Source organism: Streptomyces montanus (assembly GCF_005786655.1).
In the GTDB taxonomy this organism is placed as follows: domain Bacteria; phylum Actinomycetota; class Actinomycetes; order Streptomycetales; family Streptomycetaceae; genus Streptomyces; species Streptomyces sporangiiformans.
The window spans coordinates 1-26,111 of record NZ_VBZC01000054.1; the positions used below are offsets into that span (position 1 = coordinate 1).

The following is a 26,111-nucleotide window of genomic DNA, read 5'->3' on the forward strand; positions in this document are numbered from 1 at the left end:
CCGGGGCGGTCCGGCCGCGGACCGCCCTGCGAGCGGCCTCCAGCCCGGTCTCGGCGTCCCACCCGGCGACCGCGCCCGGGGTCGCGTAGCGCTCGGCCAGCCGGAGGACCCGCGCGGCGGCCTGCCGTACCCGCTCCTCCGGCAGGGCCCCGGTGCGCAGCGCGTCGAGCACCGCGTCCCGGCAGGCGACCGTGGTCTCCAAGTCCGGGACGGCGACGATGACCTGGTCGGCGCCCGCGGCGAGGGCGAGCCGGGCGCCGGCGGCCTCGCCGTAGCGGTCGGCGATGGCCTTCATCTCCAGTGCGTCGCTGACCAGGACGCCGTCGAAGCCGAGTTCGTCGCGGAGCAGGCCGCTCAGGATGCGGGGGCTCAGGGTGGCGGGGCGGTCGGGGTCCAGCGCCGGGAAGACGACATGGGCGCTCATCAGCATGGGCACACCCGCGGCGACGGCGGCCCGGAAGGGGGCGAGGTCCAGATCGAGTTCGTCGTACGACCGTGGGTCGACCGCCATGTCGTGGTGGCTGTCGGTGACCGTGCCGCCGTGCCCGGGGAAGTGCTTGGCGCAGGAGGCGATGCCGCGCGCCTCGGTCGCGGTGATCCAGGCGTGCACGTGGCGGGAGACCAGATGGGGGTCGGCGCCGAAGGAGCGGGTGCGCACGATCGGGTTCCGCGGATGGTGCTGCAGGTCGGCGACGGGGGCGTACGAGGCGGTGATGCCGAGCGAGGCCAGATGTCCGGCCAGCGCGTCGGCGCACCGGGCGGTGACCTCGGTGTCGTCCACGGCTCCGAGCGCCCAGGAACCGGGAACCTCGGGCGCGCCCGCGTTCACCAGATGGCCGATGCCGCCACCCTCGTTGTCGATGCCCACCAGCAGATCGGGGCGGACCGCGCGCAGCTCCCGGGTGAGTTCCCGCACCTGCCGCGCGTCGCGCACATTGCGGGTGAACAGGATGACCCCGCCGAGACCGCGGTCGATGAGCCGTTTCAGGGTGTCGGGGATGCTCGTGGTGCCCTCGAATCCCGCGACGAGGCAGCGATGGACGGCCTCGTCCAGGTCGCGGGGCAGGGCCGGTCCGACGGGCGCGTGCTCGGAGTGGGTCACCCCGGGAATCCTCTGGCTCGTTCAGCCGAAAGTCAATGATTCGATGGATTACCGATTCAAAGAGGACGTCCGTCAACCCGCAACACGCCCTATAGACGCAGGTCCAGGCCAATCGCTTTACACATCGGATCTCTACCTGAACGTCCGCCATATTGACGCACTGCTGGACCAGTTCTACGTTGCGCCCAGGCGATAGCTCCGATGAATCTCATACATCCACCGACAGGAGCTTGTGACATGAACCCAACAAGACGGACGGTTCTCGCGGCCGGAGGCTTACTCGCCGGAGGCGCCGCCTGGGCGATGAGCCCGTCGACGTCCTCCGCCGCACCCGCGTCCCCCACGGACGGCTGGAAGAAGACCACGTTCACGTACGGCATGCAGAAGCCGTGGAACCTCGACCTGAGCGACCGGTACAGCAACAGCGGCGGCGTCCACCGGATGTGGGTGTACAGCACCGACGAGCCCATGTCGCAGAGCAGTTCCACCGATCCGCGCACCGAGATGCGCTGGAAGCAGGAGTACACGTCCGGGCGGCACATGTGGGACGCCGACGTGTACATCCCGTCCGGCACCGACGGCGCGACCTTCGTGCAGATCCTCCGGGTGATCCACCCCGAGGGCACCCCCGCCACCGACTTCATGCTCAACGCGTACAAGGCGAGCGGCGGCAGCGTGCGGGCGTACGACCGCACGGTCCTGAAGACCAACGCGTACGACTCCTGGTTCAACGTCAAGCTCGCGCACAACGCCTCCGACCGCAGCGTCAACGTCTACTTCGACGACGAGCTGGTGCTGACGACCCAGGACCGCGGTCCGGCCACCCGCCACTTCAAGAACGGCGTCTACCACCACGGCAGCGGCCGAGCCGAGGCCCGCTTCCGCAACCTCACGTACTGGACGCGGTGAGCGTGCGGCTCGATCGAGCGCGACCAGGAGAACCGCCGGTTCACATCCGGTCTGTTGAGCCACCGCCACCCCTCTTGGAGGCACCCGTCTTGGAGGCACCCGCATGACCTCACGGAGAGCAGTTCTCGGTTCGGCGGCCGTCGGCACGGCGCTGGCCGCACTGCCCGAAGTCGCCCACGCCGCCACCCCCTCGCAGGCCGCCACCCCGCAGGCCGCCGCCCCCTCCGGTGCGGCCGATACAGGCGACGGCCGCTGGCGGCTCCGCAACCGTATGGACTCGGACGGCGCGTGGGCCGAGTTCCTGCGCCGGCAGGACCTGGTGTGGCGCAGAATGCCCACGCTGTGGCACGAAGGGCCGTTCCTCGGCGATGGACGGCTGGGCAGCATGGTGTACCGGGAGCCGGGAGCGAACAGCATCCGCTTCACCGTCCAGCACGGCGAAGTGCAGGACCACCGCCCCGAATTCGGCAGCGGCTGGGGCACCTGCCGGCTGCCCGTGGGGCATCTGACCCTCGACCCGGTCGGCACCATCGGCGCGGTCGACTGGCGCCTGAGCCTGTGGAACGCCGAGCTCACCGGCACGATCACCACCGACAAGGGCTCCCTGACCCTCTCCGCCCTCATCCACGACGGGATCCTCGCCGCGCGTGTGACGGCCGACGGCGACGAGGAGGTCCGCTGGACGTTCCACCCCGAGGAAGCCATCAGCCCCCGGAAGATCAGCGAGGCACCGCCCGCCGGATACGTCGCCAACCCGCCCTGGACCACCCGGACCAACGGCGACGTGGAACAGGTGCTGCAGCCGCTCACCGGCGGCGGCCAGACCGCCACGGCCTACCGCCGCTCCGGCGGCTCACTCCTGCTCAACGTCGCCCACAGCCATCCCTCGGACACCCGGGCCGGCGAGGCCTCGCTCAGGAAGATCCAGCGCGCCGCTTCGTACGGAGAGCTACGCAGGCAACACACCCGCTGGTGGCACGCGTTCTACCGCAAGAGCTTCGTCTCGATCCCCGACGAGCGGCTGCAGAGCTTCCACTGGATCCAGCTGTACAAGGTCGCGTCGGCCAGCCGTGCGGGAGGCCCCGTGATGGCCACCTCGGGGCCCTGGCTGGAGCCCACCCCCTGGCCGGCCGTCTGGTGGAACCTCAACGTCCAGCTGGAGTACTGGCTCATCCACGGCTCCAACCACCTGGAACTCGACTCGCTCGCCACCACGCTCCGCCAGAACCAGGAACAGCTCATCGCGAATGTGCCCGCCGCCTACCGGGCGGACAGCGCCGGAGTCGGCCGCAGCTCCGACATGTTCGCGAACCGGGGCGTCAGCACCCCGGGCAGCGGCGGCGAGGCGGGCAATCTCACCTGGGCGCTGCACAACGTGTGGCTGAGCTACCGCCACAGCATGGACGAGGCGCTGCTGCGCGACACGGTTTTCCCGCTGCTGCGCCGCGCGATCAACTACTACCTGCACTTCCTTCAGCCGGACAGCGACGGCAAGCTGCATCTGCCGAGCACGTTGTCCCCGGAGTATCCCGTCGTGCCCCCGAAGGACACCAACTACGATCTGGCGCTGATCCGTTGGGGCTGTACGGCGCTCCTGGAGGCGGCGGAGCGGCTCGGCGTGGACGATCCGCTGAAGCCGCGGTGGCAGGAGGTACTCGCCAAGCTCACGCCGTATCCGGTGGACGACAACGGGTTCATGATCGGCGCGGACACCCCGTACGCCCAGTCCCATCGCCACTACTCGCACCTGCTGATGGTGTATCCGCTGTACCTCGTGAACTGGGAGCAGCCGGAGAGCCGTGAGCTGATCGAGAAGTCGGTGGTCCACTGGCACGCGCTGACCGGTTCCCACCGCGGCTACAGCTACACGGGTGCGGCGTCGCTGTACGCGATGATGGGCCGCGGCGACACGGCCCTGTCGTATCTGAAGAAGTTCTTCGACACCACCACGCGCTACCCGTGCCGGGCCAACACCCACTACACCGAAGCCGGTCCGGTCATCGAGACACCGCTGTCGGCGTCGCAGTCCCTGCACGACATGCTCTGCCAGAGCTGGGGCGGCGTACTGCGGGTCTTTCCCGCCGTGCCGGACTCCTGGGCCGATGTCACTCTGCACGACTTCCGCGCCCAGGGAGCCTTCCTCGTCAGCGCGGTCCGCACCGGAGGCGTCACGCGCTTCGTCCGCGTACGGAGTCTGGCGGGCGAGCCGCTCGAACTCCGGCACGGTCTGACCGGCGGCCCGGTGACCGCACTCCTCGACGACGGAAGCCGCGCCCGCACCCGCCCCACGGACGACGGCACCCTCGCCGTCGAACTCCCCAAGGGCCGCGAGGTGTTGCTGTACGCCGGCGAACGCCCCGACCTCGTCATCTCCCCGGTTGCCCCGGGCGAACCGGGCGAGCCCTGGGGCCTGCCGTAGGGACGGTCGCGGTACGTCATCGGGGGCCCGCGTCCCGGCCAGGAGCTCAGCGGCCCGTAGCTTCTCCGGCTACGGCAGCTCCTGGTCCGTCAGCGCGGGTCCCCGATGGGCTGCGCCCGTCCGGTGACCCGTACCCGCGGATCCGTCGGGTCGACGTCCACCCGCAGTTCGCTGGGGCGCCCCATGTCCTCGCCCTGCCGGAGCGTGAGGGTCATCGGCTCCCGGACCAGCCCGAGGGTCCGCAGATACCCGCCGAACGCGGCGGCGGCCGCTCCGGTCGCCGGGTCCTCCACCACACCGCCGACCGGGAAGGGATCACGGGCGTGGAACACGTCGTCCGCCTCGCGCCACACCAGCTGGAGCGTGGTCCAGCCGTGTTTCCGCATCAGGTCCGCGAGGCCGTCGAAGTCGTACGCGAGGTCCGCGAGCCGGGCGCGGGAGGCGGCGGACAGCACGAGGTGTTCCGCCCCGCCGAAGGCCACGTGCGGCGGCAGATGCGGGTCCAGGTCTCCCGGCGCCCAGCGCAGCGCGGCGAGCGCCGCGTCGGTCTCCTCCGGTGTGGCCGGGCGGGAGCTCGCGGGGACGCTGGTGAGCGTGGCGCGCGCCGACCCGTCGGTGCCGGTGGCCGTCGACACCGGAATCTCCCCGGCCGGGGTGTCGAAGACGAACGTGCCGGGACCGATCCGTTCGGCGAGCGCCACGGCGGTCGCGACGGTGGCGTGCCCGCAGAACGGAACCTCGGCGAGTGGGCTGAAGTAGCGCACCCGGAAACGCCTGTTCGCGTCGTCCCGGTCCGTGATGAACGCCGTCTCCGAGTACCCCACTTCGGCGGCGATGGCGAGCATGCGGGTGGCGTCGAGGGCGGCGGCGTCCAGGACGATGCCGGCGGGATTGCCGCCGACCACGCCCGACTCGGCGAAGTCACCCGGGGTGAAGGCGGAGTAGCGCAGGACGTCCGTGGTTTCGATGGTCATGGTTCCCACGCTCCCACGGGGCGGGCCCCATCGTCACTGCCATATCGTCGGCCACGGTCTCAGCCGAACCAGACGACCAGGCGTACGTTCTCGTCCCCGTGCTCGGCGGCAAGGTCCCCCATCGTTTTCCAGACGGGCGCCCACCGCTCATCATCCGGAGGGGCCTGCATCCGCGCCGTGAGGACCACGGGCCGGTACACCACGCCGTCCAGGCGCACCTCGCCGCCCGGCGGCCATTCCGACGGTGCGAGGAGAAGATCCCCGCCAAAGGTGTCGGCCGCCGCGTCGCCCAGGTCGGGCGTTGCCACCACGACGTCCCGCAGGACGAGTTCGCCGTCCTCCCCCGGCCGCCACTGGCCGGCCCAGGACCAGGCAGGCCGGTCGGCCAGTGGCGCGTCCCAGTCGACCGCGGCCACGTCGGCCCAGGTGGCGTACGTATGGCTGTGCTGGTAGTCGCCGACGCCGGTCTTCCGTACCGGATCGGAGACGTCGTCGGGAAGTCCGCGGCCGGCGAAGAGCGGACGCTCCACATCCCCCGTCCCGCCGAAGCCGAAAAGGCACTCCCACGCGTCGCGGTCCCGCCCCAGCCGGAAGGCCGGCAGGTCGGCCTCGACTTCCCAGCACCCCGCGGCCGAACGGACCTCGATCGCGCCGTCGATGTCTGCCCCCATGAGCGATGAGCCTAGAGCAGTGAACCAGTTGCGTGACGAGTCGGATCGTGGGCAGGCAAGCGGCAAGCAGCAACCAGCTCACTCAGCAAAGGACAGAAGGTTCAGCGCATGACCGACAAGCTCACCGTGAGCGTCCTGGGCACCGGGATCATGGGGGCCGCGATGGCCCGCAACCTCGTCCGGGCCGGACACACCGTCAGGGCCTACAACCGCACCCGGGCCAAGGCCGAGCCGCTGGCCGCCGACGGCGCGCACATCGCCGACACCCCGACCGAAGCCGTCCAGGACGCCGATGTCGTCCTCACCATGCTGTACGACGGTCCCGCCGCCCTGGAGGTCATGCGGCAGGCCGCGCCCGCCCTGCGCCCCGGCACCGCCTGGGTGCAGTCGACCACCGCCGGTATCGAGGCCGTCGGCGAACTGGCCGACTTCGCCGCCGGGCACCACCTGGTGTTCTACGACGCGCCGGTTCTCGGCACCCGTCAGCCCGCGGAGGCCGGGCAGTTGCTCGTCCTGGCGGCGGGGCCGAGCCAGGGCCGTCAGGCCGTGACGCCCGTCTTCGAGGCCGTCGGCGCCCGCACCGTGTGGACCGGCGAGGACGGTGCGGCGGGCAGCGCCACCCGCCTCAAGCTCGTGGCCAACAGCTGGGTCCTCGCGGCCACCACCGCGGCCGGGGAGACCCTGGCCCTGTCCCAGGCCCTCGGCGTGGATCCGCAGAGCTTCTTCGACGCCATCGCCGGCGGCCCGCTCGACATGGGCTACTTGCGCACCAAGTCCGCGCTCGTCCTGGAGGACCGCCTGTCACCGGCCGACTTCACGGTGACCACCGCCGCCAAGGACGCCCACCTGATCGTGCGGGCCGGCGAGCAGCACGGCATCCGCCTGGACGTGGCCGCCGCCGGCGCCGAACGCCTCACCCGCGCCGCCGCCCAGGGGCACGGCGACGAGGACATGGCCGCCGCGTACTACGCCAGCTTCGACGAAGCACGGCCCTCGGGAAGTTGAGTTCGCGGGCACGTGCCGGCCCGGGCGGTTGACCTCGCGGACAGCGCGGACCTTGCGGACCGTACGGGCCGTGCGGTCCGTGCGGACGGTGGAGACGGTGGAGAAACCGCGAAGTGTTCGTGGTGGGGCCCAAGTCCGCACGCGCCAGGGCGAAAACGGGCCAAACCGCGAGGATACGACCGCGACAGTGTGACGCACGGCCGACGGAGCCCCTGATCGGGGCGCTGTCTTACTAGACCATCACCAAGGTTTTCGGTCTCTCACGGTGCGTACGGGCACTTGTACGGATAGCATCCTGCGCACCCCCTCTGCCGTACTGGACGCGTGGCCCCCCACCGCGCCCGTCCCCGTCAACCCCTTCCCCTTTCCCCGCTGTCCCATCCGCTCACCGCTCATTTCATTGCTCTAGGACGACGATGTCTCCACGGACAGGTCCCCGACGCCGTCTCGGCTCCATACGTCTCTCCCTGATCCTTCTGGCGCTGGTCCCGAGCGTCACCCTCGCCGCCATGTGGGGTTTGACGACCGCGCAGATCTTCTCGGAGGGACTGCGGCTGCGGGCCCAGACCGAACTGAGCAGGTCGACCGGGGCCATGGGCACCGACGCGACGCTCGCGCTGCAGAGGGAGCGCAGCCTGTCGGCCGTGTGGCTGGCCTCGCCCGGCGGTTCCAGAACCGCCCTGGACAAACAGCGGAGACAGACGGACGCGGAGGTCGCGAGAATCGTCGGCCGGTCGGAGGCGATCAAGGAGGCCCCCGACCGGATCGGCGACCGGCTGTACTCGGTCATGGCCGGGGTGGGGAGCCTGGAGTACTACCGGAGCCAGGTCGACAAGCCCACCGACATCACCGGCGAGCAGGCACTGGGCCAGTACACGTCGATCATCGACGACCAGATCCACGCCTTCCAGGAACTCTCCCAGGTCGACGACGCGGACCTCACCTCGCAGGCCGGTCCCCTCGTCGGACTGGAACACGCGGCGGAACTGGTCTCCCAGGAGGACGCGCTGCTCACCCTGGCCTGGCCGTCGGGGCAGCTGAAGGAGGCGTCACGGGCCCGTTTCGTCGAGCTGGTGAACGCCCGGCGCTGGCTCATCGAGGACCAGGTCGTGCCCTCCCTGAGCGGCACGGCGAAGGCCCGGACCGAGCGCATCCTCCAGGGTCCGGACTGGAAGACCCTGGAGACCGTCGAGGACCAGGTACTGGCGGCCCGCACGACGGGCAGCGGTGCCGCCCGGAAGATCGACCTGCCGGAGGCGCGGCAACGGTGGAACGGCGCGCTGAACAGCCTCTCGGCCCAGTACTCGAGTCTGATCCGGCAGCAGACCGGGGACCTGCTCGACCGCAGCGGTGACAAGGCCGACGACCTGCTGATCAAGGCGGCCTCCCTGAGCGCGAGCGGACTCGTCGCGCTGCTGCTGTGTGTCGTCCTGTCCTGGCGCATCACCCGCTCCCTCTCCCGGCGGCTGCGCGGGCTGAGGGTGGCCACACTCGGCCTGGCGGAGGAGCGGCTGCCCGACGTGGTGGCACGGCTCGACCGGGGCGAGAAGGTCGACATGGCCTCCGCCACACCCGAGCTGGACTACGGCCGGGACGAACTCGGCCAGGTGGCCCAGGCGTTCAACACCGCACAGCGCACCGCGGTCCACACCGCGGTGGAGCTCGCCGACACCAGACGCGGCTTCCAGAAGGTGATCCTGGGCATCGCCCGGCAGAGCCAGAACCTGGTCAATCTGCAGCTCAGCAAGCTCGACGCGCTGGAACGCGAGCACCAGGACCCGAACATCCTCAAGAGCCTGTACGAACTCGACTCCACCGCGAGCCAGCTCCGCCGCTACGAGGAGAACCTCGTCATCATCAGTGGCGAGCAGCCCCGGCGCAGCTGGACCGAACCGGTCGCGCTGATCGACATCCTGCGCAGCGCCATCGGTGAAGTCGCCCAGTACCAGCGGGTGGAGGTGCACACCGACGAGGAGGTGTGCCTCGCCCCACCCGCGGTGGCTGACGTCATCCATCTGCTGGCCGAACTCATCGACAACGCGACCGCCTACTCCCCCGCCCCCAGCCCGGTCAGTGTGCGGGCCGGTCTGGTGGCCAAGGGCCTGGTCATCGAGATCGAGGACCGCGGCCTCGGCATGTCCGAGGAGGACTACGAGTCGTTCAACGCCCAGCTGGCGGTGGAGCCACAGTTCGACGTGGTGGCGCTGGCCGACGACCTCCGGCTCGGCATGTTCGTGGTCGCCCGGCTGGCCACACGGCACGGCATCGCCGTCACCCTGCGCTCCTCGCCGTACGGCGGGACCACCGGGATCGTGCTGATCCCGCACGACATCGTGGTGCGCGAGGACCTTGACCAGCCTGCCACGGAGGGGCGCCCGGACACGGAGACCGCCGTCACCGGCCCGGCCTTCCCCACGGGATCCCCGGCGGGCTCCCCGGCGGGCTCTTCGGCGGACTCCCCGGCGCCGGAGCCGCTCGTGGCCGCCAACGGGTCCACGGGCACCTCCGTCCCGGGCAGGCCGATCCACGAACGCACACCGGAGGCGCAGCCTTCGGCCGCCCGGGCGCGGGCGTCCGAAGCCCCCGCGACCGACTCCGCATCGCGGTCCGCCACCGCCAACGGCACCGGCACCGCGCCGGGCGCTGCCCGGCGCGACGGAATCGCTCCGCTGCCGCGCCGGGTACCGCAGACCAGCCTGGCCGCCGAGCTGCGGGAGGACTCCGACCCCGCCCAGGCCGACGACGCCTACGAGGACTTCACCGCGGAGCGGGCCGCCTCCTCGCTCTCGGGCTTCCAGCGCGGGACGCTCCAGGCCCGCGACGACGACGCCCGAACGCGGGACGACGAAGGGGAGGGAACCGCACCGGAGGGAACCGCACCGGAGGTCCTGGACGCGCAGGTCCCCGCCGCAGACATGTCATCCCCCAAGCTCTCGGCTTCGCTCGACCAGGGGGGACCCCCATCCTCGACTCCGCCCGCAGACAGTTGATGAAGGACAGAGAAATGACACGCCCCATCCCCGCCACACACAGCCAGCTCGACCAGCTGCTCACCGGCCTGGTGGACCGGGTCGCCGAGGTGAACCACGCCGTCGTGCTTTCCGAGGACGGGCTGGTCGTCAGCAAGTCTCTGGGGTTCCTGCGTGACGACGCCGAACGGCTGGCGGCGACCGCGTCCGGCCTGATGAGTCTCAGCAAGGGCGTCAGCATGGACTTCCGCGGCGGCCCCGTACGCCAGGCACTCATCGAGATGGCCAACAGCTATCTGATCCTCACCTCGGCCGGACCCGGCGCCCACCTCGTGGTGCTCACCAACCAGGGCGCGGACGTCGGCGTGGTGGCGTACCAGATGAACATGCTGGTGAAGAAGATCGGCGAGCACCTCAGCGCGGCACCACGTGGCACCGTCCCAGCCGCCAACGGCGAGTGAGGTGAGCGGAGGCGACGCGGCCGGCCGTCTCGTACGGCCGTTCGCCCTGACCGGCGGCCGGACCCGGCCGGACCGCACGGACTTCACCCTCATCACGACGGTGACCGCGGTGGACCCACCACCCACCTGGGGCGCCCGGCCGCAGCCCGAGCACACCCGGATCCTGCGGCTGTGCGCGCGACCGGTCGCCGTCGCGGAGGTCGCCGCTCATCTCGACCTCCCGGTGAGCGTGGTCGCCATCATGCTCTGCGACCTGCTGCAGGCGGAACGGATCACCATCCATCCGCCCCACCCCGTCTCAACCACCCCGGACCTGGACCTGCTGCAGAAAGTGAGGGACGGCCTTGGCCGGCTCTGACCCCAACACCCGAGGGACGCCAGCACCCGACACGGTCAAGATCCTGATCGCCGGAGGATTCGGCGTGGGCAAGACCACCATGGTCGGGTCGGTCAGTGAGATCGTCCCGCTGCGCACCGAGGAACCACTGACCTCGGCCGGCCTGAAGGTCGACGACCTCGACGGCATCGAGAAGAAGCACGCCACCACCGTGGCCCTGGACTTCGGCCGGATCACCATCAGCCCGAAGCTCATCCTGTATCTCTTCGGCACCCCAGGACAGCAGCGCTTCTGGTTCATGTGGAACGACCTGGCACTCGGCGCCCTGGGAGCCGTGGTCCTCCTCGATGTCCGCAGACCGGAGTCCAGCTTCGCCGCCATCGACTTCTTCGAGCGGCGTGACATCCCGTTCGTCGTCGGCGTCAACGGCTTCCATGGGATGCATCCGTACGAGCCCGAGGAGATCCGCGAGGCGCTGGCGCTGCCGGAGGGGACCCATGTGCTGCTCTGTGACGCACGAGAACGCGAGTCGTGCCGGGACGTACTGATCGCCCTGATCGACCAGTTGATCGCCTCTTCCACCCACGTGCCCCAACAGGGCTGACCATGTGAGGGGAGGGCCGGCTCGCGGGCGCGCGCCGCCCGTCCGCATGGTTCCCCTGGCCGCGCGCATCCCTCACCATGGAGGTCCGGATCGTGGAGGGGGGGACGGTCTGTGGATGCGGAGAAGATCGACGTCTTCATTCTCACTGCCATCGAGACCGAGTACACGGCCGCCGCTCATCACCTCGATCCGGGCCGAGTCAGACGAACCCTTGATGGTGCGACCTATGAGATCGGCCGTTTCTCGGGGGAACACGGCCGCGTGACGGTCGGCGTGCAGTTGGCCGGACCCGGAAACGAGATGGCGGCGGCCCTGTGCGAGCGGGCGATCGCCCTGCTGCGTCCTGCCGTTGTACTTCTCGTGGGGGTGGCGGGAGGCCGCAAGGACGCGGCACTCGGTGACGTGGTGGTGGCCGACACGGTCTACGGCTATGAGACCGGCCGTGACGAGGAGAACGGCTTCCTGCCACGGATCAAGTCGTGGCCGTCGTCCTTCGCCCTGGTGCAGAAGGCTCGTCTGATCGCGGCCGACAAGCGGTGGCAGAGCCGTATCGTGCCTCCTCCCGAGCGGGCTCCCACCGCGCACATAGGCGCGGTGGCGGCGGGGGCCAAGGTGGTCGCCCATGCCCGGTCGGCCTCCGGCCGCCTGCTGAGCGACATGGCGAGTGACACGCTGGCCGTCGAGATGGAAGGGCTGGGTCTGCTCACAGCCGCCCGGATCAACCCTCATGTGCAGGCCCTGGTCGTACGGGGCATCTCCGATCTGCTCGGCGACAAGGACGCGGCGCACGACGCCCACTGGCAGCCGGTGGCGGCCCGTCATGCGGCGGCGTTCGCCTTCGAGTTGATCTCCGTGTCGCACACCGGCCGCCGGTCGCACACCGGCCGCCGGTCCGCGTCGTTGCCGGGAGCGGAAGAGCGGGCTCACCCTCCACTGACCATCCGTCAGCTCGGCACCCTCGCCGGGTTGTTGCTCAAGGTGCCGGGCCTGACCAGTCCCATCTCCTGGCAGCAGCTGCTCGACAGCCTGCCCGGGCTCGGAGTCATGACGAGCCGGCAGCCGAACCAGCACCTGGAGGCGGTGTCACTGCTGCGGACCTGCGAGGCCTACGACGGCTGGACCCGGTTCATGGAGGCGCTGGACTCCCTGTGGCCCGGCGCGCCCGCAGTGGAAGACATTCATCTGTACCTCGTGGAACACCAACTGCTGGAGGAGCGGTAGTCGCACGCGGCGACGAAGGGATGGGGGAATGACTGCCATCGGGGGCGGCGGTCTCGGACTCGTACGGGAGTTGGCAGGAGCCTTGGCGCAGTGCGCCAGTTTGCAGGAGCGGTCCTCGCGGACCCTGTGCCTGCGGCTCATGGCCAAGGAACTCGGTGCGCCTCCGACCGTCAGGGAGTACGACGTGGCGCACTACTTTCTCGTCGAACTCGCCTCGGCCTGCCTGGAAAGCCCGCGCACGATGCGCGCCGACTGCGACGTGGAGGTGTATCGCTGACTCAGCCGCCCGGCCCGGCCTCAGCGGCCGCCCCCGCGATCCAGGCGGCGACCGACTCCGGGGTCTGCCGGGCCACTTGGCGCACCAGCTCACGGTAGACGGCGGCGACCACCTCGGGACGGTGCAGCAGGGCGTCCCGAGCCGGCCCCTCGGGCAGGCTGAGCCCCAGTCCGGCCCAGAGCGTCGGATCGGCCGGGTTCTCGGCGACCCTGCGCCGGTAGCCGGCCAGCGCGGCATCCCGATCGCCCGCGGCCCAGGCGTAGTCGGACGCGGAGGCTCCGGCACCGCCCTGCGGATCGCCGCGCAGGAGTGCGAAACGCTCGGGGTCGCCGAAGCGGATCCGGACCAGCCGGGTACGTACCTCCTGCGCCGTCGGACCGGCCAGCGGGCGCACGGTGGGGTAACGGCGCGGTGGTTGCGTCCGGTGGGCGGCGGCGTCCGCCCAGGCACGGATCGCGGCGGTGTCCGGGTGCAGTTGGGAGAGGCGGAAGACCATCCGGTGGTCGTCCCGGGCCTCGTCGGCGGCCAGGGCCGCCGCGGCGGGTACCGGTTCCTTCAGCAACGCGGCGAGAGTTCTCTCCACGCCGCGCAGGAAGCGCTCGCCCAGGTCGGCGAACGACCCCTCGGCCCACAGGGTGCGGAGCCCTTCCTCCACCTGGCTCCTGCGCAGAGCGAACTCGAAGTCCGCCTCCGCGCGTTCGGCGTCCGAGATGTCCGTCCGCTCGCGCAAGGCCTGCCAGAAGGACGCCACACCCAGAAAGGCGTACACCCCGTGCAGGATCCCCCGCAGCGGCCTCGGGTCTGCCCGCCAGGGTGCGTAGTGGTGCTCCTCGAGTCCACCGTGCAGCAGGGTGACGAGGTCGAGGAGTGCGCTGAGCTTCGTGTGCTGGGCCTCGTGGACCAGTGCCGCGGCCATGTCGACGGGCCGGTGCGGCTTGCTCATCAGCACGCCCCCGTACGCCTCGGGGGCGCTGCCGCTGAAGAGTTCGGAAGGGCTGCGGTCGGGCAGTGGGGTGACCGCGAGCAGGCTGCCCGCGATACCGGCGGGGTCGACCCTGCTCTGTTCGACGACGAGGTGCCAGGCGGCCTCGTACATGTCCTGCCAGGCTGCCGCCTCGCTGTCGCTCATCCGGACGACGGGTGACCGGCGCAGGTAGTGCCGCCACGGGTCCAGGCTGTCCAGCAGTGGAGCGCACCTCAGGTCCCCCCGGGCCGGCCGCAACCGCCGCAACGCCCACCAGCCCGGAGCGTCCTGGCCGAGGTCGTCGGGTAAGGGAACGGTGCCCGAGGGACATCGCACCCCGGCTCCACGCCGGTCCCGGAACACCTCGGCGGCCACGCCGGAGGGTGCACCGGGGAGCACGGCACAGCCGAGCGACGGCAGCAGCACACCGGTGTCCTGGAGCGGGACCGGGGCACGGAACCGTATCCCGGCCTTGAGTGCCGCCGCCGCGGCGACGGCGTGTACCTGCCCGGAGTCACCCCAGACCGGACGCCGCGCCGCGGCACCGGATCCGGCGCGCAGATCGCGCAGCGTCTGCCCCAGCCAGCTGCCCACGCAGGGATGGAGCAGGACGGACTGCACCGCGTCGCGGTCCTCGCGCTCCGCCCGGGCGAGGAGATCCCAGGCCTGCTGCGCCGTCGGCAGCGGGCCCGGCGGAGCGTCGTGACGGTCCACGGCCTCCACCAGGGCGCGCAGCAACAGCAACCGCCGGCTGAGCTGCGCGGCCCGCAACACCGCCACTGCGGCGTCGCCACCGCTGCCCTGGGCGAGTTCCAGGAAGTGGTCCACGGCCAGTCGGTGACGGGCCCATGCGGTGAGGGACGGCGCGGGATCAGACCCGGTCTCTTCGCCTCGGGGCGTGGGTCCGTCAGACGACATCGCTCACCTCACCGAGGGCCGGCCCACGACATCCGTGTTCTGCGGATCTCAGCATCCGGCATCCCTGGCATTGCCCAGCGTCGGCGGATTGTCGACGAGCTCGAGCAGACGCCGGGCGTCTTCGGCCAGCCCCGCGGAGTCAAGGGAATCGATGGCCGCCAGCGGCACTTCCGAGAGATCCACGAGTTCGGTCTCGACAGCGGGCGCCGACAGATCCACGGCCCGTCCCCCTCTTTGCCGACAACACGCGCGTCCCTTCATGGTTACGCAATCGAACGTGTTGTGAAAGACGGCGACCGCCCAACCTCACGACAACTGGCCACCGCGCGTCAGCGCGTGGCGAGGTCGCGGCCGCCCACGACGGCCAGCGCCACGACCAGCAGCGCCAGGACGCCCACCTGGCCGAGGGCACCGCCGAGGACCACGGCGGGCATGGGGACGTCGAGCCACGGATACAGCGCGGCGACACGCACCGCGAGGAGCAGCAGGCCGAGTACCGCCAGGGCGACGCCGCCTCCGGCGGTGCCGTGGTCCGTGCGACGGGCGCGCCACAGCAGCCAGCCAAGCGCTCCGAGGGCGAAGCACGTGGCCGGCGCCCAGACCGCGTCGGCCGCCATGGGCAGCACGGCGGAGGCGCCCATCACCACGCAGCACGCCATGAACACGATCCCGGGCGAGCCGAAGGGCAGGGACGCCTGCGGGGCGTCGCGATGGTGGGCCACGCAGAGCGCGAGCGCCGCCAGCCAGGCGAGGAGCGCGGAGGCGGTGGCGAACAAGGGCTCCGGCGCAACCGATGTGGTCACCAGCGGCGCGAGCAGCGGCCAGAGCGTGGGCAGCGCGGCGATCAGCACGGACGCCCGGGCGAGGCGTCGGCGGTCGTGCAGGAGGGCGAAGAAGCCGACCGTCCACAGCAGAGGCAGGATCCACTCCGTGACCGTGACGACTCCGGCGGGCAGGCCGTGCCCGGTGAAGTCCGAGAGGAAGAGGTTCCACTGCGTCGGCCCGTGACTCGACGCCCAGGTCAGCGCCAGCACGCGGTCGACGACCGCCGAGGCCGCCTGCAACAGGACGGCGAAGAGCGCGAACAGGCGGACCGTAGATCCGACGCGGTCGTAGGGGCGGGGCGCGCCCGACGGCTCCCAGCCGGCTGCGCAGCGCGAGGGCGGCGATGCTCGCCACTTCGCCGAACGTGGGCCGACTCAGCTCCTGGGTCTCCTGGTCGACGTCCCACAGGTAGGTGTCGACCATCTCGTCCTCCCGCGCCCGTCGGTAGTAGGCGGGGAGCAGGCGCAGTACGGTGCGGTAGCGCGTCTCCAGCAGCGTCTTCGTCATGCGCGTGGTCATGCGATGCCTCCCGCGAGCCCGGGGCCGGTGGCGGGCGGGGGGACGGCCGGTCCGGGGGCGCGGCGGCCCTCGGCGATCCGCGACTTCGCCGCGCTGGCTCCGGCCGCCATCCGCTCCGCCTCTGCCGTGAGGGCGCGGAGTCCCTCGTCGGTGAGGCGGTAGTAGCGCCGCAGCCGGCCCTGCTGCACTTCTTCTCGATCCAGCACGATCAGCTGGTCGGCGGTGAGCCGGTCGAGCACTCCGTACAGCGTGCCGACGCGCAGTTGCACAGCGCCGTCGGACAACTCCTCGACCTCGCGCAGGATTCCGTACCCGTGGCGTGGCTGGTCGGCGAGGGCGGCCAGGACGAAGAACGCCGCCTGGGTCATGTTCCTCATTGCCATGCGGCCCAGAATATATCGGCTACCGATATATGTCTCGTAGCCGAGTCACAAACCCCAACTTGCCTGCGGCACAGACGCGGGTGTGTGTGCCGCACCGCTCATAACCGCTCGCTCCCGCATCCTTCGCCTGTATAGGCCGGCGGCACAGCTGGTTCGCCCTGCCCGCCAGGCAGCGCCGTACGACCGGGTGGCGCTCCGCACCGGCCCAACGGCGGCCGACCGCCCGTGAGGACGGCTCGGCCTGGAGAGTGAGCCGCGCGTACGGTCGCCCGTGCACCGCACGGACACGTACTCAAAAACGCGGCGTGTTCGGGTCGGGTACGCGGTTCAACCAGTGCTCGAGGCTGAGGCGATCCGCCTTGCAGTCCGCTCCACCGCCAGGGGCTGCGGCTTCCAGGTCTCCGATGATCCCTTTGAGGATCTCCGCTGCCCGGGCGGCATTTCCGGCCTCGCCTGCCAGGGCGGCGTGGGCCCGGCGATATCGCAGCACCTGCGGGTCGACTCTCGGGAAGACGGACATCGCGTCGGCGGCTATCTCGGCAAAAAGGGTGCCCGCATGGGCCACGTACTCGGAACGTGGCGACGAGTCCCTGCGTCCGAACTCCGCGACGCGCTGGGCGAATTGTGCGCGGGAACGAAGCCCTGTCCTGCTCAGCGAGGTACCGAACGCGGTGTTGCGCACCAAGGCCACGTCCTCGGTGATGTCTGTTGTCCTGTGCCGCGGGGCAGGCAGCGTCCGCTCCGGTTCATCGTCCGACGGGCACGGTGTGGTGGGCACGAGGACGGCCAGTCGCCGGTAGAGAGTGCTGAGGTCGAGGAATTCGGGACCGTCCGGGAGCCCTTCGGTGAGCAACCGCAGCAGCGCGGTGGTGAACCCGGTGTTCCGCTCGTCCGCGTTGGTCAGTGCCCGGTACGGCCTGCCGGTGGCACAGAGCACATGGACGTCGCCCACGGCGCTGTCGTACAGAGCACGTCCCGCGAAACAGCAGTCCAGGATCACCACTTTCCGCTGCGCTCGAACATGCTTGAGCGCAGCAAAGAGGGAGTTGACGGAAAGGCCGGTGCGTGCGGCATCGCGGGGCTTGTCGATCGACTCCGGCAGCGCCAGGCACAGTTGGTCCTCCGTGTCGAGGATGCCGTGTCCGGCGAAGTAGAAGAGGACGAGTCCACGCTTGGTCGGCCCGGGCAGAGTGAGGATGTTGAGCACCTGCGCCGGTGTCGGAGGGTCCACGACCGTGTGCACGGTCAAGGGGTCGAACAGGCCTGTCGGCCCGGTGAGTACCTGCTTCAGATCTGCCACGTTGGCCGCGGCCTGCGGAAGTGGAGGAAGCTCGCTCGGCGCGATGTGGCCGGCCGTGCCGACGAGTACCGCCAGGCTGTCCGAGCGGTCGGGCACACGGGAGGGCCAATGCGTGTACATCAACTGTGCCCTATCGCTGCAGACGCTGGCGAAGGGAGCGCTCGACGGTGGGTACCTGGTCCGGGCTGGTGACCACGACCGATTCCGACTCGCCAGTCGACAGACGGATGGTGAACTCCACGGGTCCGCTTGCCGAGCGCCGGGTCAGCCATGTCCCCAGGAGGGTGATGAGGGGCGGCGCGACGGCGACCACCACCTGCAGGAGATCCGCCAGCCCACCCTGCTCCCCCGACTGTGGCGGAGCAACCCGCGCCTTGGCGTCCACGTCGATGTCCTCGGCCGACTCCAGCCAGTGAGCCAAGCCGCGCGTGTCGGCGTCGACCTCCTTGGGTGTGCCGGCGAATTCGAAGGAGAACTCGAGCACCGCTGCCCCCCGGTGAGTGGTCGAAGAACCCTGCCAATGGGTCAACTGACCCCCAAGCCACCATAGTTGCGCAGTAATCACTTGAACAGAGCATGTCGGCAATATCCCTGTGATGACGTCATTCAGTGCGGTTGGAATGGTTCCGGACAGCCCGCGAGAGACGGCCACGGCACCCACAGGAATCCGGACTCTCAGCCGCCGACGAGGGCGACGAGCTTGATGAAGACCAGGTCGGGATCGATCGTGAGATCCACGACTTCGTCGAGGTCCTCGACCTGGCGATCGCCGGCCAGCACGAAGAACCCGTTGGCCAGGAAGGCGCGTTCGGCGATCTCGGCCTGGCGCTCCCCGTCGATGCGGCGGGGCTCGCGGAGACGGTAGCCGTTCAGCTCCGCCTCGGCGTCGTCGGGGCGGACGAGGCCGTTGAAGCAATCGCTCGGGCGGGCGTTGTGCCGGGTGACCTCCTCGCGGACCCGGAGCCTGATCAGCTCCCGTACGGTCATCCGTTCCGGCAGCCCGGCGACCTCCCACTCGGTGACCGGCTTGCCCGTCGCGGTCTCGTCCCGGAACGTCACGGTGGCCATCAGGCACCTCGCTTGATCTGCGTGAGGATGGTCTCGTCGGTGATCTTGGTGTCGGCGGCGAGCAGGAATGCCTTGCTGAGGATCAGGGAGAGCCGTTCGTCCTCGAACGGCAGGAAAATCTTGCCGGCGCCCTTGCCGCGGGACGGGACGATGCACAGGTAGGCGTCGTCGGGCTCCATCAGGATGTTGGCCGAGCCCAGATGGATCTTGTACGTGCGCAGATCGCCGCGGACGATCAGGAAGCGGCCGTCGAGCGAGCACCGGCCGGCGATCTTCAGGCGCGGCAGGATCCGTTCCAGCGCCTCGCGGCGGACCTCGGCGCTCGCCGTCAGCGCACCGAACGTGGCCGTCCGCCAGTACGCGGCATGGCGGTCCTCGCCCCGGTCGGTCCACTCGGGATCCGCCGCGATCGAGGTCACGCCCACGAACAGATCGACGTCCCGCATCGCCTCGCTGAACACCAGCGGGGGCACCTCGGCCAACGGAACCTCCCGCCGGCGCCGGCCGTCCCGCCGCTCGAAGCGGACCTGGTCCGTCGCGGCGTGCTCGGGCGCGTAGCTGCCGTCGTCGTCCGCGGCGGGTTCGTGGTGGAAGCAGGCCCGCCACTCGCCGTCGCCGAAGTCGGCCCGCGCCTTCCCGTCGTAACCGCCGTCGTGCCGGCCGAGGAAGTTGGCCTGCCAGCCGCGCTCCTTGAACAGCGCGTAGAGCTGCCGGTAGTGGACGATGTGGGCGGCGAACCGGTTGGAGTAGACGCCGGTCTCCTCCTCCGCCGGGGTGAGCAGGTAGAGCTCCCGAAAGGCCTGCTTGAACGGCTGCCGCAGCCGCTCGGCGACGAGCCGCTCCCGCCACGCCCTGATGTCGTCCGTCGACGCCCGGATCGGATGCCACAACCGGACGCGCTCGGGCCGGCCGGGCGGCTCGGCCATCGGTGCCACCGCACGCCACTCGTCGTCGGCATCCTCGACGTATCGGAATTCCCAGATCAGGCCGCGGACGAGGACCCCGGTGACCGGATGGTCGCGGTAGTAGCGGCACCATTCGTCGTACGGCCACTCGCGTCCGGCCGACATCAGCGCCTCGACGCGGGCCCGCTCACCCGACAGTGTCCCCCGCACCTCCTTGGCCAGGGCCTTCAGCTCCTGGAGCTCGTCCGGGAAGCCGTCCTTCACTGCCGCCGGAGCCGTGCGGGACGTCGCCCCGTCGGGGCGCGTGAAGGTGAGCCGCACGGTCGCCGCGTCATCGATCGCCAGCCGTACCCGGTGTCCGCCCAAGTCCCGTTCCAGCGAGCCGTCCGGCGCCAGGCCGTGGTCCGGCACGCTGCGCTCGATGAGCTGCTGCGCCGTGATGCCCTGCTTCCCGGCCGCCGTCACCAGCGCGGTGTCGAGCTGCTTGCGCAGAGCCCGGTGCTTGATCCGGGACTGCAGCCGCCACAGGGCCTCCAGAGAGGCCGGATCGCCCGTCTCGGCCAGCGCGTTGATCGCCGCGCCCGCGAGCTTGAGGTCCTCGACCACGCCGGTTCCGAGGCCGCCGGTCCGCAGAGCGAGCGCGCCGAGGTGCTGCACCGCGGCCGGGCCGCCCGTCAGCGCGGCCGCCCAGACGACGCCGCGCGCCAGGTCCCCGTCGTTCTGGTGGACGACGTAGTGGTAGTGGTAATCGGCTTGGAGCCGGCCGGTGTGCGCACCGCTTCCCCTGCTGCACAGCGGATCGTCCCCGGCCAGCGCCCGCAGGACGTCGGCCACGAGGTCCCGCGCCGACGCCGCCTCCGCGAGTTCGAGGCACGTCCGCCGCCACCTCTGCGCGGGACGCGGACCCGACAGGCTTGCCAAGTGCCGTACGAAGCCCGCCAGTTCCGGCGTCGGCGAGGTCTTCGCGCGGTCGCTCAGCGCGGAGGCCCAGAGAGCGTCGGCGGGGATCAGTCCCTCGGGGATGTGCGCCTCGTCCACGCTCGCGAGCAGCGCGCGGAGGCGCTGGACGAGCGACGCGCGCAGGCGCGCCTCGACCGTGGTGTCCATGAGTTCCGTGTGTGCGTGCCGCAGCCAGGGCATGACCGCACGGCGGCCGTCGGCGTCGAGCTGGTCGGCGGCGTTCAGCACGAGGCCCAGCGAATGGGCGAACCGGTAGCCCATGGCGTACTCGGTGGCGCGGAGCAGCATCACCGCGACCTCGTCGGGCGTCCAGCCGCGCACCCGTGAGATCAGGGGCTCGATCTCGGTGTCGTACTGCCAATAGCTCGTGTTGTCGAAGCGGGCGGCCAGCATGAGGCACAGGACCGCGGCCCTGCCCTCCTCGTCCGCGCAGGCCGCGAGCCGCCCGTCGATCTCGGCCTGGGTCGCCGCGCCCGCCGCCCTGGATCGCCGGTGCTCGTGCCCCATGGACCGCCGGAACTCGGTCCGCTGACGTTCCAGGAGGTCGACGAGCCAGCGGACGCGGTCGAGCGCGGCGGACCTCACGTCGTCGAGCGAGTCGTTCCTACGGGATTCGGCCACCAAGGCGTCGTACAGCATGGCGGGATGATGGCAGAGGGGACTGACAATGCGATCAGCCCGAAGGATCCTCGCGTCTGTTCATGTGATCTCCGGGTCCATCACTCCTCGTCCGCGACCAAGCGCAGCGAAATCGAGTTGATGCAGTACCGCTGATCCGTCGGCGTCGGGTAGCCCTCGCCCTCGAAGACATGGCCCAGGTGGGAGCCGCACCTGGCGCAGCGCACCTCCGTCCGCACCATCCCGTGCGAGCGGTCCTCGATCAGTTCGACGGTGTCGGCGGACTTGGGGTCGTAGAAGGAGGGCCACCCGCAGTGGGACGCGAACTTCGTCTCCGAGGTGAAGAGTTCGGCGCCGCAGGCACGGCAGGAGTAGACGCCCCTCGTCTTGGTGTCGGTGTACTCGCCGGTGAAGGCGGGCTCCGTGCCCGCCTTGCGGAGGACGGTGTACTCGGCCGGGGTCAGTTCCGCCCGCCACTGCTCGTCCGGCTTTTCGACGTCGTACGACATGAAGCCCAGCCCCTTCCTTCGGCGGACGGTTACTTCGGCAGTCGCTTGCTTCGCCCGTCGCTCACGCCGACAGGCGGTCCAGGATCCGCGGGCCCAGGTCCGTCACGTCACCCGCGCCCATGGTGAGAACGAGATCACCCCGCTCGGCCATTCCCGCGATCACGGCAGGGATGTCCGCCTTGTCGTGGACGGGCGTCACGTCGGCGCCCGCGGCCCTCGCCGCCTCGATGATCAGCTCGCTCGTCACACCCGGGATCGGGTCCTCGCGCGCCGGGTAGATGTCCAGGACGACCGAAGCGTCCGCCAGGGACAGCGCCTGGCCCATCTCCTTGCCCAGCTCCTGGGTGCGGGAGAAGAGGTGGGGCTGGAAGACCACCAGGATGCGGCCGGAGGCACCCGCCCGCATCGCCTCCAGGTCCGCGGTCATCTCCGTCGGGTGGTGCGCGTACGAGTCGATGACCTGCACGCCGGCCGCCTCGCCCTTGAGCTGGAGACGGCGCTTGACGCCCGTGTACGCCCCCAGCGACACCGCCAGCTCGGCCGCCGGCACGCCGAGCGCCACGCCCGCGGCCAGCGCGGCCACCGCGTTGTACGCGTAGTGCCGGCCGGGGACCGAGACCCCGAAGGTCAGCTCGGCGCCGTCCAGCAGGACCTTCACCTCGCTCTTCAGACCCTGGGCGGTGACCGAGAGGATGCGTACGTCGGCGTCCGCGGACTCGCCGTACGTCACCACCCTGACGCCACCGGCCGTGACGCGTCGCGTCAGCTCGCGCGCCCCCTCGTGGTCCGCCGCGATCACCAGCGTGCCACCCGGCACGACCTTGTCCACGAACGTCTCGAAGGACTCGTAGATCTCGTCCATGGACGCGTAGTTGGCGTGGTGGTCCAGTTCCACGTTGAGCACGATCGCCACCTCGGGCGCGTACTTGTGGAAGCTGCGGTCCGATTCATCGGCCTCGGCGACGAAGATCTCGCCCTCACCGTGCAGCGCGTTCGAGCCGGGCGCGTCCAGGTCGCCGCCGATCGCGTAGGAGGGGGCCAGCCCCAGCTCCGACAGCGACACCGCGAGCATGGAGGTCGTCGTCGTCTTGCCGTGCGTGCCCGCCACCGCGATCGCCCGCAGGCCGTGCATCAGCGAGGCGAGGGCGTCCGAACGGTGGACGACCGGGATGCCGAGCTCGGCGGCACGGGCCAGCTCGGGGTTGTCGGCGCGGATCGCGGACGAGACGACGACGCAGCTGGCGTCGGAGGCCAGATGGTCCGCGGCGTGCCCGATGTGCACAGTCGCCCCCAGTGCCCGCAGCGCCTCGGCCGTCGCGGACTCCTTGGCGTCGCTCCCCGCCACCTTGGCCCCACGCTGGGCGAGGATCTTCGCGATGCCCGACATTCCGGCGCCGCCGATGCCGATGAAGTGCGGTCGGTCCATGGCGGTAGGAAGGCCGGCTGCCATGCGTGTTTCTCCCCAAGATCCGATACGACGAGGCTGGCGCTCGTGGAAAGAGCGCGCCCCCACCCTATTCCGTGCCGAGGGGCGACCGCCCACGCACGCGGCGCGGGTCGCCCCGCAAGGGGCGCGGGGCTGTGACATGTGCGGCTCCGCCGCGCGGGCGCGGCCAGCCACACACATCCCGCACCCAACGAACCACAGCAGCGCCCACGTCGCCCACGGCCCAGCCCAGCGGCAGCGCCACCGCTACACCTTGCTGTGCGAGAAGAGCTTCAGCACCGGTACGCCCACCTTGTGGCGCGCCCGCGAGGCCCAGTCCCGGTGGAAGAACTCCTCCACGTAGTGAGGGTCGGTCAGCACGATCACCTCGTCGGCGTCACTCTCGTCGACCAGGGACTTCAGCGCGTCCAGCGGGTGGTCCTCGATGAGCCGCCCCTCGGCCTGGCTGCCCGAGGCGCGCAGGGCGACCAGAGAGACTTCGAGGGCCTGCTGCCCCTGGCCGGCCGCTTCCTCGCCCTCCGGGGTCTCGCGCTCGCGGGCAGCCTCGTCCAGCTCGCCGAGCGCCACGTCGTCGATGGCCCGCAGCAGCCGGTCCGCCTGGTCGCCGCGGGGCTGGAGCAGCACATGGAAGGCGACCTCCTCGTCCCCGTGCAAAGTGGTGACGAACTCCACGTCGGCGGACGTCAGGGCCTTCTCGATCATCAATACGCTTGTGAACACGACAGGCGCCCCTTCGGCAGGTCCGTAATGACAGGTCCGTAGCAGTAGGTCTGTAGCGACAGGTCCGTTTTGTCAGGTTCGACGGTATCGACTGAAGAGAAACCCGGCCTCCTCCAGCAGAGAGACCAGCTCGAACCTCTTGGGTACGGCCGGCGCGGGCCCTCCGGCGATGCGCTGCGCGTCGCCCACGGTGAGCATCGGGGAGATCGTCAGGCAGAGCTCGTCCAGGACCTCGGACGCGACCAGCTGGCCGAGCAGGCGCGGCCCGCCCTCGGTCAGCAGCCGACGCAGACCGAGGTCGCCCAGTGCGCGTACGGCCCGCGCGGGGTCCACACCCATGCCGTCCCCTGCGATCACCACCTGGGCGCCGGCCTTCTCGGCGGCCGCGATCCGGTCGGGCGCGGCGGCGGCTCCCGTGAGCAGCAGCGTGGGCACCAGGGGCGAGGTGAACAGCGGGAGCGCGAAGTCCAGGTCGAGGCTCGCACTGACCACGGCGATGGCGGGCGCGGGCCCCTGCCCGGCCGCCTCCCGGAGCGCGGCGAAAGCCTCACGCGCGCGTGCCGGACGGTATCCCTCCTGGCGTACCGTTTCCGCGCCGACCAGCACCACGTCCGCGAGCCCTCGCAGGGTGCCGAAGATCCGCATGTCGGCTTCGCTGGAGATGGGCTGCGAGTGACCCTCGTGCTGGGCGGCGCCGTCGAGCGTGGAGACCATGTTGGCGCGCAGCCAGGGTTCGTGGACGTCGGGATAGGCGTAGGCCTCGGCCAGCTCCTCCAGGCCCCACCCACGATCCGTGGCGTCGTCCGGCGCGTCCCTGCCGCGGGCCCCGCCGGAGGCCCCGGCCACTGTCTCGTCGGTCACAGGGAACAGGCGTCGCATATCGTGCAGTGTTGCACGGCCCGTAGAGTGGGGAACCGTGCCCACCTCCACCGCCGCCTCCGCGACCGACCCGATAGCCGATGAGTCCCCGCTGTCCCTGTGCGCCCGTGAGCCGCACGTCCCCGCGGACCGGCTGGTCGCCGAGATGGTGCCGCCGCCGCGCTTCGACTCCGTCCGCTTCGCCACGTACATTCCGGACCCGAACCAGCCCAGCCAGACCGAGGCCGTCACGGTGCTGGACCACTTCGCGGCCGGTCTGGGTGGCGCGCACGCCACCGGTGCCGGCAAGCGCCGCTGGTTCTCCCGCAAGCCGGAGAGCCGGCCGGCCGGCCCCCGCGGTGTCTACCTCGACGGAGGCTACGGCGTCGGCAAGACGCACCTCCTCGCCTCCCTGTGGCACGCGACCCCGGCGGAGCCCGCGCTCAAGGCCTTCGGCACCTTCGTGGAGCTGACGAACCTGGTCGGCGCGCTCGGCTTCCAGCAGACCGTACGGACGCTGAGCGACCACCGCCTGCTGTGCATCGACGAGTTCGAGCTCGACGACCCCGGCGACACCGTCCTCGTGTCCACCCTGCTGGGCAAGCTGGTCGAGGCGGGTGTGGCACTCGCGGCCACGTCGAACACACTGCCCGGCAAGCTCGGCGAGGGCCGGTTCGCGGCGGCCGACTTCCTGCGCGAGATCCAGGGTCTGTCGGCACACTTCCGTGCACTGCGCATCGACGGCGAGGACTACCGCCACCGCGGGCTGCCCGAGGCCCCCGCGCCGTACTCCGACGAGCAGGTCACGAAGGCGGCGTACGCCACCGCGGGCGCCTCGCTCGACGACTTCCCGCATCTGCTGGATCATCTCGCCCGGGTCCACCCCAGCCGGTACGGCGCGCTCACCGACGGACTCAAGGCGGTCTGCCTCACGGACGTGCAGCCGGTCCCGGACCAGTCGACCGCGCTGCGGCTCGTCGTGCTCGCCGACCGGCTGTACGACCGCGAAGTGCCGGTGCTCGCCTCGGGGCTGCCCTTCGATCAGTTGTTCAGCGAGGAGATGCTGAACGGCGGCTACCGGAAGAAGTACTTCCGGGCGATCTCGCGGCTCACCGCGCTGGCACGCGACGCCAAGGGGCTGGTGAAGGGCTGATCGCCCGGATCGGAT

The 26,111-nt window shown here is 70.7% G+C and carries 24 protein-coding genes and 1 pseudogene; 10 read left to right on the plus strand and 15 right to left on the minus strand.

Annotated elements, in window-relative coordinates; genetic code table 11:
• On the minus strand, positions 1-1,102 hold a 1,102-nt coding region (nagZ, locus tag FE633_RS35555; protein ID WP_138049295.1), incomplete at its 3' end, for a beta-N-acetylhexosaminidase.
• Between the two features lie 237 nt (positions 1,103-1,339).
• Here nagZ and FE633_RS35560 point away from each other — a divergent pair.
• Both FE633_RS35560 and FE633_RS35565 read left to right on the plus strand, forming a co-directional pair.
• Positions 1,340-2,011 carry a polysaccharide lyase family 7 protein gene (locus tag FE633_RS35560; protein ID WP_138049296.1) on the plus strand — a complete coding sequence of 224 codons (672 nt, stop codon included), beginning with the start codon at positions 1,340-1,342 and terminating at the stop codon, positions 2,009-2,011.
• A gap of 103 nt (positions 2,012-2,114) precedes the next feature.
• Positions 2,115-4,430: a glycosyl hydrolase family 95 catalytic domain-containing protein gene (locus FE633_RS35565; RefSeq protein ID WP_138049297.1), complete on the plus strand. Its 2,316-nt coding sequence runs from the start codon at positions 2,115-2,117 to the stop codon at positions 4,428-4,430.
• An 89-nt stretch (positions 4,431-4,519) separates the two neighbouring features.
• Here the strand turns inward: FE633_RS35565 and FE633_RS35570 are convergent, their stop codons facing one another.
• Positions 4,520-5,404: a PhzF family phenazine biosynthesis isomerase gene (locus FE633_RS35570; protein ID WP_138049298.1), complete on the minus strand. Its 885-nt coding sequence runs from the start codon at positions 5,402-5,404 to the stop codon at positions 4,520-4,522.
• 59 nt (positions 5,405-5,463) lie between these two features.
• On the minus strand, positions 5,464-6,075 hold the full coding sequence (locus FE633_RS35575) for a hypothetical protein (RefSeq protein WP_138049299.1): 612 nt from the start codon (positions 6,073-6,075) through the stop codon (positions 5,464-5,466).
• Between the two features lie 93 nt (positions 6,076-6,168).
• Between FE633_RS35575 and FE633_RS35580 the strand changes: the two are divergent.
• The 7 genes and pseudogenes from FE633_RS35580 to FE633_RS35610 form a co-directional block, all read left to right on the plus strand.
• A pseudogene (locus tag FE633_RS35580) lies at positions 6,169-7,080 on the plus strand (NAD(P)-dependent oxidoreductase); the annotation flags it as partial.
• Between the two features lie 416 nt (positions 7,081-7,496).
• Positions 7,497-10,070 (plus strand): sensor histidine kinase, encoded by a 2,574-nt coding sequence (locus FE633_RS35585; protein ID WP_138049301.1) that lies wholly within the window; start codon positions 7,497-7,499, stop codon positions 10,068-10,070.
• Positions 10,071-10,084: 14 nt separating this feature from the next.
• Positions 10,085-10,510: a roadblock/LC7 domain-containing protein gene (locus FE633_RS35590; RefSeq protein WP_138049302.1), complete on the plus strand. Its 426-nt coding sequence runs from the start codon at positions 10,085-10,087 to the stop codon at positions 10,508-10,510.
• 1 nt (position 10,511) lies between these two features.
• The gene (locus tag FE633_RS35595) at positions 10,512-10,868 is read left to right on the plus strand and encodes a DUF742 domain-containing protein (RefSeq protein ID WP_138049303.1); all 357 of its coding nucleotides are present in this window, start codon (positions 10,512-10,514) and stop codon (positions 10,866-10,868) included.
• On the plus strand, positions 10,855-11,451 hold the full coding sequence (locus FE633_RS35600) for a GTP-binding protein (protein ID WP_138049304.1): 597 nt from the start codon (positions 10,855-10,857) through the stop codon (positions 11,449-11,451). Before FE633_RS35595 ends, FE633_RS35600 begins: the two co-directional genes overlap by 14 nt.
• A 111-nt stretch (positions 11,452-11,562) precedes the next feature.
• Positions 11,563-12,672, plus strand: coding sequence for a phosphorylase family protein (locus FE633_RS35605; RefSeq protein ID WP_138049305.1), 1,110 nt, complete (start codon positions 11,563-11,565; stop codon positions 12,670-12,672).
• A gap of 28 nt (positions 12,673-12,700) precedes the next feature.
• A complete protein-coding gene (locus FE633_RS35610) occupies positions 12,701-12,949 on the plus strand; it encodes an effector-associated domain 2-containing protein (protein WP_138049306.1) in 249 nt (82 codons plus the stop codon).
• A gap of 1 nt (position 12,950) precedes the next feature.
• On the opposite strand, the gene FE633_RS35615 is transcribed toward FE633_RS35610, so the two are convergent.
• From FE633_RS35615 to FE633_RS35665, 12 genes are all read right to left on the minus strand, one after another.
• Positions 12,951-14,831: an HEXXH motif domain-containing protein gene (locus FE633_RS35615; RefSeq protein WP_138049307.1), complete on the minus strand. Its 1,881-nt coding sequence runs from the start codon at positions 14,829-14,831 to the stop codon at positions 12,951-12,953.
• Between the two features lie 48 nt (positions 14,832-14,879).
• A complete protein-coding gene (locus tag FE633_RS47510; protein ID WP_171060252.1) occupies positions 14,880-15,050 on the minus strand; it encodes a hypothetical protein in 171 nt (56 codons plus the stop codon).
• A 110-nt stretch (positions 15,051-15,160) separates the two neighbouring features.
• Entirely contained in the window at positions 15,161-15,895 is a 735-nt protein-coding gene (locus FE633_RS35620) for a hypothetical protein (protein ID WP_246113981.1), read from the minus strand.
• Between the two features lie 276 nt (positions 15,896-16,171).
• Positions 16,172-16,543, minus strand: coding sequence for a PadR family transcriptional regulator (locus tag FE633_RS35625; RefSeq protein ID WP_138049345.1), 372 nt, complete (start codon positions 16,541-16,543; stop codon positions 16,172-16,174).
• 307 nt (positions 16,544-16,850) lie between these two features.
• Positions 16,851-17,978, minus strand: coding sequence for a caspase family protein (locus FE633_RS35630; protein ID WP_138049308.1), 1,128 nt, complete (start codon positions 17,976-17,978; stop codon positions 16,851-16,853).
• Positions 17,979-17,988: 10 nt separating this feature from the next.
• Positions 17,989-18,342 (minus strand): effector-associated constant component EACC1, encoded by a 354-nt coding sequence (locus FE633_RS35635; RefSeq protein WP_138049309.1) that lies wholly within the window; start codon positions 18,340-18,342, stop codon positions 17,989-17,991.
• Between the two features lie 191 nt (positions 18,343-18,533).
• On the minus strand, positions 18,534-18,926 hold the full coding sequence (locus FE633_RS35640) for a hypothetical protein (RefSeq protein ID WP_138049310.1): 393 nt from the start codon (positions 18,924-18,926) through the stop codon (positions 18,534-18,536).
• Positions 18,926-21,430, minus strand: coding sequence for a DUF4132 domain-containing protein (locus tag FE633_RS35645; RefSeq protein ID WP_138049311.1), 2,505 nt, complete (start codon positions 21,428-21,430; stop codon positions 18,926-18,928). The genes FE633_RS35640 and FE633_RS35645 overlap by 1 nt, the downstream gene beginning before the upstream one ends.
• An 80-nt stretch (positions 21,431-21,510) precedes the next feature.
• Entirely contained in the window at positions 21,511-21,918 is a 408-nt protein-coding gene (gene msrB / locus FE633_RS35650) for a peptide-methionine (R)-S-oxide reductase MsrB (RefSeq protein WP_138049312.1), read from the minus strand.
• Between the two features lie 61 nt (positions 21,919-21,979).
• Complete coding sequence (murC, locus tag FE633_RS35655) at positions 21,980-23,368, minus strand: UDP-N-acetylmuramate--L-alanine ligase (RefSeq protein WP_138049313.1); 1,389 nt, start codon at positions 23,366-23,368, stop codon at positions 21,980-21,982.
• Positions 23,369-23,611: 243 nt separating this feature from the next.
• Positions 23,612-24,085 (minus strand): indole-3-glycerol phosphate synthase, encoded by a 474-nt coding sequence (locus FE633_RS35660; protein WP_171060253.1) that lies wholly within the window; start codon positions 24,083-24,085, stop codon positions 23,612-23,614.
• Positions 24,086-24,157: 72 nt separating this feature from the next.
• Positions 24,158-24,964: a pyrimidine reductase family protein gene (locus FE633_RS35665; RefSeq protein ID WP_138049314.1), complete on the minus strand. Its 807-nt coding sequence runs from the start codon at positions 24,962-24,964 to the stop codon at positions 24,158-24,160.
• Positions 24,965-25,001: 37 nt separating this feature from the next.
• On the opposite strand from FE633_RS35665, the gene zapE reads away from it, so the two are divergent.
• Entirely contained in the window at positions 25,002-26,096 is a 1,095-nt protein-coding gene (gene zapE, locus FE633_RS35670; RefSeq protein WP_171060254.1) for a cell division protein ZapE, read from the plus strand.
• Positions 26,097-26,111 lie beyond the last annotated feature (15 nt).

Bases quoted from the DNA above. Each gene is read 5' to 3' on its own strand.
- FE633_RS35560 (WP_138049296.1), top strand. From the start codon at position 1,340: ATGAACCCAACAAGACGGACGGTTCTCGCGGCCGGAGGCTTACTCGCC.
- FE633_RS35565 (WP_138049297.1), top strand. From the start codon at position 2,115: ATGACCTCACGGAGAGCAGTTCTCGGTTCGGCGGCCGTCGGCACGGCG.
- FE633_RS35570 (WP_138049298.1), bottom strand. From the start codon at position 5,404: ATGACCATCGAAACCACGGACGTCCTGCGCTACTCCGCCTTCACCCCG.
- FE633_RS35575 (WP_138049299.1), bottom strand. From the start codon at position 6,075: ATGGGGGCAGACATCGACGGCGCGATCGAGGTCCGTTCGGCCGCGGGG.
- FE633_RS35585 (WP_138049301.1), top strand. From the start codon at position 7,497: ATGTCTCCACGGACAGGTCCCCGACGCCGTCTCGGCTCCATACGTCTC.
- FE633_RS35590 (WP_138049302.1), top strand. From the start codon at position 10,085: ATGACACGCCCCATCCCCGCCACACACAGCCAGCTCGACCAGCTGCTC.
- FE633_RS35610 (WP_138049306.1), top strand. From the start codon at position 12,701: ATGACTGCCATCGGGGGCGGCGGTCTCGGACTCGTACGGGAGTTGGCA.
- FE633_RS35615 (WP_138049307.1), bottom strand. From the start codon at position 14,831: ATGTCGTCTGACGGACCCACGCCCCGAGGCGAAGAGACCGGGTCTGAT.
- FE633_RS35625 (WP_138049345.1), bottom strand. From the start codon at position 16,543: ATGACCCAGGCGGCGTTCTTCGTCCTGGCCGCCCTCGCCGACCAGCCA.
- FE633_RS35630 (WP_138049308.1), bottom strand. From the start codon at position 17,978: ATGTACACGCATTGGCCCTCCCGTGTGCCCGACCGCTCGGACAGCCTG.
- FE633_RS35640 (WP_138049310.1), bottom strand. From the start codon at position 18,926: ATGGCCACCGTGACGTTCCGGGACGAGACCGCGACGGGCAAGCCGGTC.
- FE633_RS35645 (WP_138049311.1), bottom strand. From the start codon at position 21,430: ATGCTGTACGACGCCTTGGTGGCCGAATCCCGTAGGAACGACTCGCTC.
- msrB (WP_138049312.1), bottom strand. From the start codon at position 21,918: ATGTCGTACGACGTCGAAAAGCCGGACGAGCAGTGGCGGGCGGAACTG.
- murC (WP_138049313.1), bottom strand. From the start codon at position 23,368: ATGGCAGCCGGCCTTCCTACCGCCATGGACCGACCGCACTTCATCGGC.
- FE633_RS35665 (WP_138049314.1), bottom strand. From the start codon at position 24,964: ATGCGACGCCTGTTCCCTGTGACCGACGAGACAGTGGCCGGGGCCTCC.